The 11,942-nt window shown below is 65.5% G+C and carries 13 protein-coding genes; 9 read left to right on the top strand and 4 right to left on the bottom strand.

All coding sequences use genetic code 11. From position 1 onward, the window contains the following. Positions 1 to 189 precede the first annotated feature (189 nt). The gene (locus FGU64_RS05280) at positions 190 to 1,764 is read left to right on the top strand and encodes a trimethylamine methyltransferase family protein (protein WP_139951177.1); all 1,575 of its coding nucleotides are present in this window, start codon (positions 190 to 192) and stop codon (positions 1,762 to 1,764) included. A 96-nt stretch (positions 1,765 to 1,860) separates the two neighbouring features. Here FGU64_RS05280 and FGU64_RS05275 read toward each other — a convergent pair whose 3' ends face one another. Next, positions 1,861 to 2,766 carry a LysR family transcriptional regulator gene (locus FGU64_RS05275; protein WP_139951176.1) on the bottom strand — a complete coding sequence of 302 codons (906 nt, stop codon included), beginning with the start codon at positions 2,764 to 2,766 and terminating at the stop codon, positions 1,861 to 1,863. Positions 2,767 to 2,865: 99 nt separating this feature from the next. On the opposite strand from FGU64_RS05275, the gene FGU64_RS05270 reads away from it, so the two are divergent. Both FGU64_RS05270 and FGU64_RS05265 read left to right on the top strand, forming a co-directional pair. Beyond that, positions 2,866 to 3,744, top strand: coding sequence for an oxidoreductase (locus FGU64_RS05270; RefSeq protein ID WP_139951175.1), 879 nt, complete (start codon positions 2,866 to 2,868; stop codon positions 3,742 to 3,744). An 18-nt stretch (positions 3,745 to 3,762) separates the two neighbouring features. Continuing rightward, the gene (locus tag FGU64_RS05265) at positions 3,763 to 4,437 is read left to right on the top strand and encodes a 4Fe-4S dicluster domain-containing protein (RefSeq protein ID WP_139951174.1); all 675 of its coding nucleotides are present in this window, start codon (positions 3,763 to 3,765) and stop codon (positions 4,435 to 4,437) included. 4 nt (positions 4,438 to 4,441) lie between these two features. On the opposite strand, the gene FGU64_RS05260 is transcribed toward FGU64_RS05265, so the two are convergent. Then, positions 4,442 to 4,810 (bottom strand): hypothetical protein, encoded by a 369-nt coding sequence (locus FGU64_RS05260; RefSeq protein ID WP_139951173.1) that lies wholly within the window; start codon positions 4,808 to 4,810, stop codon positions 4,442 to 4,444. Positions 4,811 to 4,993: 183 nt separating this feature from the next. On the opposite strand from FGU64_RS05260, the gene FGU64_RS05255 reads away from it, so the two are divergent. From FGU64_RS05255 to FGU64_RS05230, 6 genes are all read left to right on the top strand, one after another. Then, the gene (locus FGU64_RS05255) at positions 4,994 to 5,728 is read left to right on the top strand and encodes a dienelactone hydrolase family protein (RefSeq protein WP_139951172.1); all 735 of its coding nucleotides are present in this window, start codon (positions 4,994 to 4,996) and stop codon (positions 5,726 to 5,728) included. 6 nt (positions 5,729 to 5,734) lie between these two features. Continuing rightward, positions 5,735 to 6,163, top strand: coding sequence for a DUF1810 domain-containing protein (locus FGU64_RS05250; protein WP_139951171.1), 429 nt, complete (start codon positions 5,735 to 5,737; stop codon positions 6,161 to 6,163). A 109-nt stretch (positions 6,164 to 6,272) separates the two neighbouring features. Then, complete coding sequence (locus FGU64_RS05245; protein WP_139955270.1) at positions 6,273 to 6,833, top strand: RNA polymerase sigma factor; 561 nt, start codon at positions 6,273 to 6,275, stop codon at positions 6,831 to 6,833. 3 nt (positions 6,834 to 6,836) lie between these two features. Beyond that, a complete protein-coding gene (locus FGU64_RS05240) occupies positions 6,837 to 8,888 on the top strand; it encodes a VWA domain-containing protein (protein WP_139951170.1) in 2,052 nt (683 codons plus the stop codon). Positions 8,889 to 9,092: 204 nt separating this feature from the next. Continuing rightward, positions 9,093 to 9,392, top strand: coding sequence for a hypothetical protein (locus FGU64_RS05235; protein WP_139951169.1), 300 nt, complete (start codon positions 9,093 to 9,095; stop codon positions 9,390 to 9,392). A 208-nt stretch (positions 9,393 to 9,600) separates the two neighbouring features. Beyond that, positions 9,601 to 10,047 carry a hypothetical protein gene (locus FGU64_RS05230; protein WP_139951168.1) on the top strand — a complete coding sequence of 149 codons (447 nt, stop codon included), beginning with the start codon at positions 9,601 to 9,603 and terminating at the stop codon, positions 10,045 to 10,047. 164 nt (positions 10,048 to 10,211) lie between these two features. On the opposite strand, the gene bmt is transcribed toward FGU64_RS05230, so the two are convergent. Both bmt and FGU64_RS05220 read right to left on the bottom strand, forming a co-directional pair. Further along, positions 10,212 to 11,228 (bottom strand): betaine--homocysteine S-methyltransferase, encoded by a 1,017-nt coding sequence (bmt, locus tag FGU64_RS05225; protein WP_136353252.1) that lies wholly within the window; start codon positions 11,226 to 11,228, stop codon positions 10,212 to 10,214. Between the two features lie 93 nt (positions 11,229 to 11,321). Further along, positions 11,322 to 11,927: an urea carboxylase-associated family protein gene (locus tag FGU64_RS05220; RefSeq protein ID WP_136353255.1), complete on the bottom strand. Its 606-nt coding sequence runs from the start codon at positions 11,925 to 11,927 to the stop codon at positions 11,322 to 11,324. Between the last annotated feature and the right edge of the window lie 15 nt (positions 11,928 to 11,942).

Raw genomic sequence — 11,942 nt, 5'->3', positions numbered from 1 at the left:
GCGGGCGCTCCTCCATAGCCGATTTGCGACTTACTGCAAAAGGAAAGCGACTGCAAATCTATTGGTTTTCTTGTCGATTTTGGGACAGGCCTTGGCGCTGTCTGGCCGTTTCGGCTAGGGTGCATGACTACGATCCGGGGCAGGGCCGCCTTGCAGGGCGGCGATATGCTTTTCCAGGGAAGAACGGCTATGAGCGAAACGGCGGCGGTCGACCACGAGGCATCAGGCGGCAGGCGGGGGCGCGGAGCAAGCGGCGGTGCGGCGGCACGGCGCGCGGCGCGCGCCGGCGGCGGGCCGGGCACGCAGCTCACCTACATCAAGCGCAAGATCAACCTCTACGAGGTGCTGGACGAGGAAGGTCTGGCGCTGATCGAGAAGAACGCCGACACGGTGCTGGAAGAAGTCGGCATCATCTTCCGCGACGACGAGGAGGCGCTGAAGCTCTGGAAAGAGGCCGGCGCCGACGTCAAGGGCGAGCGGGTGCACTTTCCCAAGGGGCTGTGCCGTTCGCTGCTCAAGACCGCGCCGCAGCAATATATCCAGCACGCGCGCAACCGCGAGCGCTCGGTGCAGATCGGCGGCAACGCCACGGTCTTCGCGCCGGTCTACGGCCCGCCCTTCGTGCGCGACCTCGACGGCAACCGCCGCTACGCCACCATCGAGGATTTCCAGAATTTCGTGAAGCTCGCCTACATGGCGCCGTCGATCCATCATTCGGGGGGTACGGTGTGCGAGCCGGTCGACGTGCCGGTGAACAAGCGCCACCTCGACATGATCTACGCCCACATCCGCTATTCCGACAAGCCATTCATGGGCTCCGTCACGGCGCCGGAGCGGGCCGAAGACACGATCGCGATGGCCAAGCTCGTCTTCGGCGACGATTTCGTCGAGAACAACACGGTGCTGACCTCGCTCATCAACGCCAACTCGCCGATGGTCTTCGACGAGACGATGCTGGGCGCGCTGAAGGTCTATTCGCGCCACAACCAGGCCTGCATCGTCACGCCGTTCATCCTGGCCGGCGCGATGAGCCCGGTGACGGTGGCCGGCACGCTGACGCAGGTGCTGGCCGAAGTGTTGGCCGGCGCTTCCTTCACGCAGCTGATCCGGCCCGGCGCGCCGGTGCTGTTCGGCACCTTCGCCTCGTCCATCTCCATGCAGTCGGGCGCGCCGACCTTCGGCACGCCGGAACCGTCGCTGGTCTCCTACGGCGCCGCGCAGCTGGCGCGCCGGCTCGGCCTGCCGTTCCGTACCGGCGGTTCGCTCTGCGCCTCCAAGATATCCGACGCGCAGGCCGCCTATGAGAGCGCCAACACGCTGAACTCGACCATCCTGGCCGGCACCAATTTCGTGCTGCACGCGGCCGGCTGGCTGGAGGGCGGCCTTTCCTCCGGCTACGACAAGTTCATGATGGACATTGACCAGCTCGGCATGCAGCAGAAGTTCTGCGAGGGCGTCGACCTGTCCGAGAATGGGCAGGCGATGGACGCCATCCGCCAGGTCGGGCCGGGCAGCCACTACCTCGGCTGCGACCACACGCAGGCGAATTTCCAGACCGCCTTCTACCGCTCCTCGATCGCCGACAACAATTCCTACGAGCAGTGGCTGGCCGAAGGCGAGAAGACCGCCGACCAGCGCGCCAATGCGCTGGCGCGGAGCTGGCTGGAAAGCTACGAGGCGCCGCACCTCGATCCGGGCATCGACGACGGCCTGAAGGACTTCATCGCCAGGAAGAAGGAGTCGATGCCCGACGCCTTCACTTGAAAGGAGCCCGATACAGGCCGGGCTAAAGTGGCCAACATCATTCACAAGGAAGTCTGGCGCAGCGCGTTCAAGCAGCCGGGCGAGGAGTGATATCGACTATTTTTCCCCGGCAAGGTTGGCCCGCACCACCTCCACGAAGGCGCGCAGCTTGCTTGCGTCCGAGGCGCGGCGCGGGAAATACAGGAATAGGCCGGGCTCCATGATCGACGCCTGGGGCAGGATCTCGACGAGGTCGCCCCGCTCAAGGTCGTCGCTCACCTGGGCGTCGAAGACGTAGGCGATGCCGACGCCGGACAGCGCGAGCTGGTGCGCATAGGCCGAATCCGAAACGCGCGCCGTCCCGCTTACCGGCACCTTGATGTCGCGATCTTCCTCCCGCAGGTCCCAGTCGTAGACCGCGCCGGACCGCAGCAGGCGGTAGCCAATGCAGTTGTGGGCGGCGAGGTCCGATATGGTGCCCGGCGTGCCGTGCTCCTCGATATAGCGCGGCGAAGCGACCATCATCGCGCGGCATGGCGGGCTCATGCGGACGGCGACCATGTCCTGTGCGATCATCTCGCCCAGGCGGATGCCGGCGTCGAAACCTTCCGCCACGACGTCGGACAATTTGTCGTCGGCGATGACCTCGACGGTCAGGCCGGGGTGGCGCCGCGCCATCTCGGCGAGGATCGGCGTGAGCCCCATATGAAGCGCGACGCGTGGCGCGTTGATGCGCAGCAGGCCGGTGATATCGCCTTGCGCGGCGCGGACCCGATCGGCCGCGGCGTCGATTTCATCGAAGGCGTGGGCGGCGGCGGAAATGAACATCTCGCCGGCTTCGGTGAGCGAGACGCTGCGCGTCGTGCGCAGGAAAAGCGGCACGCCAAGGCGCAGTTCCGCGCTGCGGATGGCGTGGCTTACCGCAGAGGCGCCGATGCCGAGTTCGGCGCCAGCCTTGGCGAAGCTTTTTGCCTGGGCGACGGCCAGGACGAGCGGGAGCTGAGCGAGCAGGAGGCGATCCATTCCTGAAACAGATAGCATAACGCATTCGATTTGATCTAGATTGTTTCATCAATCGAAGCGGGCCATTTTCGCGACATCCAACCCAAGGAGTTACGAAAAATGACTGCCAACGATCGTGTCTGGTTCATCACCGGCGCCTCTTCCGGATTTGGAAAATCGCTTGCCGAGGCCGTCCTTGCGCGCGGCGAACGCGCCGTCCTTACGGCTCGCCGCATTGACCGGCTGGAGGCGGTGGCGCGCAATCATCAGGGGCGGGCGCTGGCGCTTGCGCTCGACGTGACCGATGCCGGCCAGCGTGGCAGGGCTGTCGAAGCGGCAATCGCGCAGTTCGGCCGGATCGATATCCTCGCCAACATTGCGGGCCGCGGTTCCTTGGGCGCGGTGGAAGAGTTCGAGCCCAAGCAGCTTCGCGCCCAGCTGGAGCTCAACTTCTTCGCCGCCGCGGAACTCACCCGCCTGGTGCTGCCGCAAATGCGCCGGCAGGGCAGCGGCCATGTGCTCAACCTGACCAGCGTCGGGGGAGCCGTCTCCCTTGGCGGGTTCGGCGCCTATTGCGCCGGCAAGTTTGCACTGGAGGCATGGAGCGACGCCCTTCGCGACGAGGTCGCGCCGCTGGGGATCCGGGTGACGATCGTGGAGCCGGGCAATTTTCGCACTGAATTCGCCGGCGACGTGAACATGCGGCCGGAGCGGCATCTCGACGTCTATCGGCCGCTGATCGCGCCGATCGAGGAATTTCTTTATGGACAGGCGGGGACGCAGGCAGGCGATCCCGCCAAGGCGGCCGCCCTTATGATCGAGGCCGTGGACAGCGCCAATCCGCCGGCACGCCTGATGATGGGCAAGGACGCCTTCGACCTGTACGACCGGCTGATCTCGGCACGCCACAAGGAGTTTGACGAATGGCGTGCCCGCGGCGAGGCTACCGCTTTCGACGGCGCCGAGATGCTCCGCATCGGCAAGACGGAAGCCGCATAGCAAGGGGAAGATAGACCGATGACAGGCAACGGGCTGGCGGAGGCAATCGGTCGCCACGGGCTTGTCCCGCGTGGTGGTTTCGTCTTCGACAAGGGCGAGGCCGCCCCTCTTGCGCTTTCGGGCCGGCCGGCGAGATCGGTGGTCCTGATCGGCAATGCCGGCGCTTCATATTGGCCGCATTTCCGGCGTTGGCGCGAAGGTCGGCCTGCGGATCTCGAAAATCCGCTCGATACTTGGTGCCGTGAGGTGATCGGCGGGATAGCGCAGGATTTCGGGGCGAGGGCGGTATCGCCCTCCGACCGGCCGTTCCTGCCCTTCCAGCAATGGGCGATGCGGGCGGAGGGCCTGAAATCGTCGCCGCTGGGCATCCTCATGCATCCCGAATACGGCCTGTGGCATGCCTATCGCGGCGCGCTGCTGTTCGATATCGAGATCGCGGTGGAATCGGTTCACGAGCCGATTCACCTTTGCGACGCATGTGTCGGAAAACCCTGCCTGAAAGCCTGTCCGGTCGACGCCTATACGCCGGCTGGCTTCGCTCATGGCGATTGCCTGTCCCACGTGTGCGGGCCGGAGGGAAAACCCTGCCGGACCGCCGGCTGCCTCGACCGCAATGCGTGCCCCTACGGAGTTGCCTATCGCTACCCGGCCGAGGTGCAGGCCTTTCACATGAAGGCCTTTGCGAAACTGTAATGCGTCAGTTGGTGTAGAGCCGGTTGTCGGCATCCGGGTCCGCCGGTACGTCGCAGGTGGTGACGTTGCCGACCGTGCGGCATTTCTTCTCCTGCATGGCGGGCGCACATGAGGGTTCGAGCGAACCTACATTGCAGGCCGGCGGAGCCGGAAAGCCCGCGGCGGTGACCGTCTGGGGCGGGACCGCCGGGCTTGCGGGTGCCGGCAACGCCATGGGCTGGACGGATTGCGGCGAGACAGGCTGGGTCGCCGCCATGGGAGGCGGCGGCAGCGGTTCGGCAGCGGTCAAATAGGAAAGGTTCGGCTGCTGCTGTTGCGACGTGCAGCCAGCGAGCGCCATGCCCATGAGAGCAGCCAGCAATCGGTATTTCATTCTCTGTCTCGCGTGATGGCGCGATCTTTCAGATATCCGCACCGGTGGCAAGCCGGAGCGGGAAACGTGATGCTGTCTTCCCCGCACGAAATGTTGAAGGCTGACATCGGGGTGCCGCTTGCCGGAAGCTCGACGCGGGATCATGACCGGGCTATCGGAATGGACCGGGGCTGGGAGCGGACCATGGCCAAGCAGGACATCGAAATCACGACCGCCGACGGAACGGCTCGCGCCGGGCTTTTCCGCGCGGCCAACGGCGCCACGGCGGGCGTCATCCTCTATATGGATGCCTTCGGACCGCGCCCGGCGCTGGACGGGATGGCCGAACGGCTCGCCGCGCTGGGCTATGTCGTACTGGTGCCGGACCTGTTCTACCGCGAGGCCCCTTACGGACCGTTCGATGCCAAAACCGCTTTCGCAAACGAGGAGAGTGCAGCGCGGCTGCGCGCGCTGATCGCGGGCACGACGCAGGCAATGACCATGCGCGATACCGGAGCTTTCATCGATGCGCTGACGAAACATGGCGTGACCGGGCCGATCGGAACGGTCGGATACTGCATGGGCGGGGCGAGGGCGCTCAACGCCGCGGCCGCCTATCCCGATCGCATCAAGGCGGCGGCCTCGTTCCACGGCGGCAACCTCGCCGGCGATAACGCCGACAGCCCGCACCGCCACGCGGCCGAGATCAAGGCGAGGGTCTATGTCGGCACGGCCGGCGTCGACCGCAGTTTTCCGCCGGAACAGTCGGCGCGGTTGGCCGAAGCGCTGCGCGCTGCGGAAGTGGATCATGTGATCGAGAATTATGTCGGCATGGGCCATGGCTGGTGCGTGCCGGACCATTCCGTCTATGACGAAAAGGGTGCCGAGCGGCACTGGAAGCGGCTTGAGACATTCTTCGGCGAAACGCTGGGCGGCTGAGAAACCATGACCGAGCCGCCCGATCCATTCGACCTGCAACGGTTCGTGGATGCTCAGTCACCGGTGTTCGAGACGGTGCTGCGGGAGCTGCGTGACGGCCGCAAGGCGAGCCACTGGATGTGGTTCGTCTTTCCCCAGATCGCCGGGCTGGGCGCCAGCGCGATGGCGCAGCGTTACGCGATCGGCTCGGTCGAGGAGGCGCGCGCCTATCTCGGTCATCCGGTGCTGGGTCAGCGCCTGAGACAGTGCGTGGCGGCGCTGCTCGACGTTTCCGGCCGTTCGGCGCATGAAATCTTCGGCAGTCCCGACGACGTGAAGCTGCGCTCCAGCCTCACGCTCTTCGCCGCCGCGGCGCCGGACAAGCCGTTGTTTACGCGGGCTCTGGACCGTTTCTTCGATGGCCGGAAGGACCCGGCGACGCTGGAACGGCTCTGATCCGGCGGGCGATATCCTGGCGTCAAGAACGGGCGCCTTCCTGCTTTCAGCAAAAAATCTTTCCTTTGCCCCAAGGAATCGCCGATAGGCTTCGTCCAACAGGCAAATGATGGCGACGATGCTGGATGAAGGCGAAGCCTCCGACAGCGAGCTGATCGGGCTGGCGAAGGACGGGGATCGAGGGGCTTTCGGCAGGCTGGTCGAAAGGCACTACGACTTCGTCTATCGCGTTGCCTACCGCTGGTGCGGCCGCAAGGCCGATGCCGAGGACATCGCCCAGGAGGTGTGCGTGCGCATCGGCCGCGCCATCCGCGACTATCGCGGCGGCGGGGCCTTCACCACCTGGCTCTATGCACTGACGCTGAACGCCGCGCGCGATTATGCGCGCAAGTCGGCGCGCGAGGGCGCCAAGGTGCAGGCTTTCGGCACCCACGCGCTGATTGCCGGCGAGACGCCTGAAGAGCCAGACGAGCGGGCCGAGGCGCTGTGGGGCACTGTCCGGCGACTGCCGGACAAGCAGCGCGACGCCGTGCTGCTCGTCTACGGCGAGGGCCTGAGCCATGCCGCCGCCGCCGAAGCGATGGCGATCTCGGAAGCCACGGTGTCCTGGCACATCCATGAAGCGAAGAAGCGGCTGAAAGTGCTGATGCGCTCAGCCGGGGAAGATTGACCGATGGTCGACGACAAGGAACTGGCAAAGCTGCGCGGCTTGCGCATTCCCGCCCCGAACCCCGAAGCGAAGATCGGCGCGCTGCATGCCGCGCTGACCGCTTTCGACGAGCCGCAGGAAAAAATTTCGGCGGCGACCCAAGGAAGCGCCGAGCCGCACCGTCTCACCTCACGAGCCACAAAACTCTGGAGGGAGATCATGCAGAAGAAGCTCATCGCCGCGCCGGCCGCCGCCGGCCTTCTCGCCCTGCCGATCGCCGGCTACACGGCGCTCTATCTGCTCGACCACCGGTCATTCGATTTCGGCGGCGGGGAAAGCGCCATCACCGAAACGAATGCCGGAAAGCCGTCTGGCACCAAGCCGGTGGCGACGAGCGCCGCCGCCAAGGACAAGCAGGCCGATACGGAAAGCCGCGACCTCGACGAGACGCTGATGGCGCCGCCGGCTGCGCCGGCGCAGGAGAGCGCGATTGCCTCCGGCAATGCGCAGAACCAGGTTCTGATGCGTAGTTTGGCGGAGCCGATGGCGAAGGCCGAAAGCCGTACCCGCGACATGGTCCAGCCCAAGGTCTATGCGCCTTCGGCCGAGGCGATGCCGGCGCCTGCCGATATGCCGGCACCGCAGGCGGAGAACCGAGACCGTTTCGAGGACTTCAAGTCGAATCCGGTGCGCTCGGCGCTGGAGGACCCCGTTTCCACCTTCTCGATCGACGTCGACACGGCGTCCTATTCCTTCGTGCGCCGTTCGCTGAAGCAGGGGTTCCTGCCGCAGGCCGATACGGTGCGCGTCGAGGAGATGGTCAACTATTTCCCCTACGACTGGAAGGGGCCGGACAAGGCCGATACGCCGTTCAACTCGACCGTCACCGTCATGCCGGCGCCGTGGAACGCCGGGCACAAGCTGATGCACGTCGCCATCAAGGGCTACGACGTGCAGCCGGCGACGCAGCCGAAAGCGAACCTCGTCTTCCTGATCGACGTGTCGGGCTCGATGAACGAGCCGGACAAGCTGCCGCTGCTGAAATCGGCGTTCCGGCTCTTGGTGAGCAAGCTCAAGGCCGACGACACCATCTCCATCGTCACCTATGCGGGGGACGCCGGCACGGTGCTGGAGCCGACCAGGGTGGCGGACAAGGACAAGATTCTCGCCGCTATCGACAAGCTCCAGCCCGGCGGCACGACGGCCGGCGAGGCGGGCATCCGCGAGGCTTACCGGCTGGCCGAGAGATCTTTCGTCAAGGACGGCGTCAACCGGGTGATGTTGGCCACCGACGGCGACTTCAACATCGGCCAGACCGACGACGACGACCTGAAACGGCTGATCGAGGAGGAGCGCAAGACGGGCGTCTACCTGTCGGTATTCGGCTTCGGACGGGGCAACCTGAACGACCGGATGATGCAGACCATCGCGCAGAACGGCAACGGCACCGCCGCCTATATCGACACGCTGGCGGAAGCCGAGAAGGTGCTGGTGGAGGATGCTTCCTCGACGCTGTTCCCGATCGCCAAGGACGTGAAGATCCAGGTCGAGTTCAACCCGGCCAAGGTCGCGGAATACCGGCTGATCGGCTACGAGACGCGGGCGCTCAATCGCGAGGACTTCAACAACGACCGCGTCGACGCCGGCGACATCGGCTCCGGCCATTCGGTCACCGCGATCTACGAGATCACGCCGAAGGGTGCTGCGCAGCAGATCGACGACCTGCGCTACGGCGATGCCTCGACCGCCAATGGCGGTGTGGCCAACGCGGATGAATATGCCTTCGTCAAGATTCGCTACAAGCTGCCGAACGAGGACACCTCCAGGCTCATCACCACGCCGGTGACGGCTGCCAACGAGGTGTCGTCCTTCGACGCCGCCGGTACCGACCAGCGCTTTTCCGTCGCGGTCGCCGCCTTCGGCCAGAAGCTGCGCGACGAGGACGCCACGGCGAAGTTCAGCTTCGACCGGATTGCCGAGATTGCCACCGCCGCCCGAGGAACCGACCCGTTCGGGTACAGGTCCGAGTTCCTCTCTCTCGTGCGCCTTGCCTCGGCGCTGAGCGGAAAGCGGTAGTGGCGATGACGGCCCGTTCCCTTCAGATGGGATCGTTCTGATACGGGGAACGGGCCTACGGGCGGGTGAGGCAGGCCGGCAGGGGAAACCTTGCCGGCCTTTTTTACCTGAACCGGCGGTTGGATAAAATGCCGTGGATTTCCGGTACGGCTTTGAAAGCCGTGCTTGCTATCGGTCCTGTGCAAGACGTTGAGGGAGCGGTTCGTGCAGGTCTTCGGTTCAGCGCCCAGGGTGATCGACCGGTCGCATTGGGGGACGGGTTCCACCTATGAGAGCGCCAACAAGGTCGGCTCGCATCCCGCCGATGCCGCTCTTCTCAGGCGCGACGCCGCCGGCGAGCCGGGCCGGAGCGCCGCCATTCCGGCGCTGCGCAATGAGGGTTTCGGCTCGACATCGAAGGTCAGCGACCCGCGCGCGTCCGACACGCTGATGCAGATGCGCGGCGACAACGGTGTCCGCGCGGATCAGGCCTCGGTGTTCGCGGCTTATGGCGAAAACGACTGAAAATTCCCTCAGGCCGCAGCTAAGCGTGTCGCGATCTTTCAGATTCGCTCCGTACGCTTTAGCTTTTTTGATTTTACGCATGTCTTTGCCCCGAAACCGGGGCCACTTTCGGAGACATGAGTTAGGCGTGGTTGCGCAAGCAAGTTCCAGATACGGTCAGCGCGGCGAAACTGGCCTCGCCGATCAATGGGACGACAAAGGGTAACGCATGCCGAACGGCGGTCTGGACGAATGGGACATCGCGCGACGCGGGCTGCGCTCGATCTCTTCGCCGGAGATCAAGTCCTTCTGGGACGGCTACATCGCCCACCGCCGCCCGGTCCTGATCGAGCACGGCAGCCTCTATTCGCGCTGGCGGCGGGTGTCGGACGATCTCGTGATTTCGCTCTACCTGACGAACCGCAGCGTCGGCCTGTTCGTCAGGGGGCAGCGCGGGGAGCGCTATCGCACGACGCTCAATCGCCTGTCCGGCCATGAGCCGCAACTCGGCGAAGCGCTCGGCGCCAGCCTGAGCGGTTACGTCGGCTGCTGCTATCTCACGAACCTGCCGCTGCCGGTGACCGATCCGGGGAGCTGGCCGCAGGCCTATGCCTGGCTGGAGGAGCAGGAAGAGTTCTACCACCGCGTCCTGAATGATCTTTTGAAAATTCCGTGAGGCCGAATCGAAAACGGCGTCTGAGTGCGCTCCGGTGCTCACGTACTTGATGTACGCTCCGCTCCGGTGCTCGCCAGCCACCGTTTCCGACTCGGCCTGACGGCTTTTCAGAAGATCTCTGAGCGTTTTCCGGCAAGGTAGAAAAGGCTGGCTGAGCCTGCCCGTCAGGCCCGTTGGCGCCGCCGCTCGCGACGGCCTTCGCCGTCATTGCCGCCGTTCTCGCTGGCCGCCTTGTTGCGCAGGGGGCCGATGCGCTCGACAATGGTCTCCAGCGTCGGGCGCTGTTCCTTGGCGTGCGCGTCGAGCGCCTTGCGCATGGCGGCCAGATGGGCGAACGAAGTGCCGCAGCAGCCGCCGACGATCTTGGCGCCGGCGTCCACCGCCAGCCGCACATAGTCGGACATCAGCTCGGGCGTGCCGGAATAGTGGATTTCCGAGCCGCGGAATTCGGGGATGCCGCAGTTGCCCTTGACAATGACCGTCGCCTCCGGCTTCGCCGCCGTCATGTCAAGCAGGGAGGCCAGGATATCGGAGGCGCCGACGCCGCAATTGGCTCCGACGCCGAGCGGCGCTTGCGCCAGGCCGTCGGCGACGGCATGGATGTCCTTCGGCAGCAGGCCCATCATGGTGCGGCCGGCGGTGTCGAAGGAGCCGGTATAGGTGTAGGGCAGGCCGACGCGAATGGCGGCTTCGGCGGCGGCGCGGATTTCGTCGGGCGCCGACATGGTCTCGATCCAGGCGACTTCGGCGCCGCCGGCCTTCAGCCCCTCGATCTGCTCGGCGAAGGCGTCCACCGCGTCCTCGTAGGTCATGGCGCCGAGCGGGACCAAGAGTTCGCCGGTGGGTCCGACCGAGCCCGCGACGATGACCTTGCGGCCGGCCTTGTCGGCGACGGAACGGGCGATCTCGGCGGCGCGCTTGTTCAGCTCGAACACGCGGCCCTGCGCGTGGTGCAGCTTCAGGCGGTGGCGGGTGCCGCCGAAGGAATTGGTGAGGATGATGTCGGCGCCGGCATCGACGAAGCCCTGGTGCAGCTTGACGATGGTTTCGGGCGCCGTCTCGTTCAGCAGTTCCGGCGCTTCGCCGGCGGCCAGCCCCATGGCGAACAGGTTGGTGCCCGTGGCGCCGTCGGCCAGAAGCACGCCTTTCTCTGCGATGAGGGCGTCGATGGGGTTCGTCATGCGAGTGCTTTCCGGATCGGGGAGTTGAATAAGGATATAAAGAATTCTTTATATGTGGTCAACGGTATCCCTTTCGGAAATGCTCGTCGCCGCTCAGTCTTCCGCGGCAAGCACCTCCACCTCGATCTCCGTGCAGGCGTCGCCGTTCGTCGGGTGATGGTCGACGCTGCAGGCGGTGACGATGACCAGCAGGTCGCGCTCCGCCCGCAACCGGACATAGGCGCCGGGCGGGTTGATGGATGCGGCGACGACCAGCGTGCCGTCCGCTGCGGGCAGCGAATTCTGGAAGAAGTCGACCGGGTCGGGCGTGAAGGGGAAGGAGACGCCTGCCTCGGTCAACGCCTTGTGCAGGTTGGCGGCGCAACTGGGGTGGTCCTCGAAGCCGGCGCGCCGGTAGAGCGCGGGATTGCAGGCCGGGAAGAGCATGTCGTGCGGACCGGGCGAGGCGTCCTCGACCAGCGTCAGCAGCTTTTCGCCGGACATGCCGTAAAAACTCTCTCCGACGGTCGGGAACAGCCGCTCGATGATGTCGCGCGTCTGCGATGCGCTCAGCCAGTCGAGATTGCCGTCGGTGGAGAACGCCCACAGGTCGGCCACCTGCGCGCCCTTCGGGTCGGTGATGCGCAACTGCTGGCCTTTGGCGAGACGGAATGCGTGGCCGGACTGCGGGGGGATGACGGTTCGTTCGGTCTCCTGCATGGCAAGTCTCCCTTC

The sequence above is a fragment of the Mesorhizobium sp. 8 genome (assembly GCF_006351905.1).
Classification (GTDB): domain Bacteria; phylum Pseudomonadota; class Alphaproteobacteria; order Rhizobiales; family Rhizobiaceae; genus Mesorhizobium; species Mesorhizobium composti.
The sequence above is the reverse complement of the archived record's forward strand: the minus strand, read 5'-3'. Positions and strand labels throughout refer to the sequence as shown.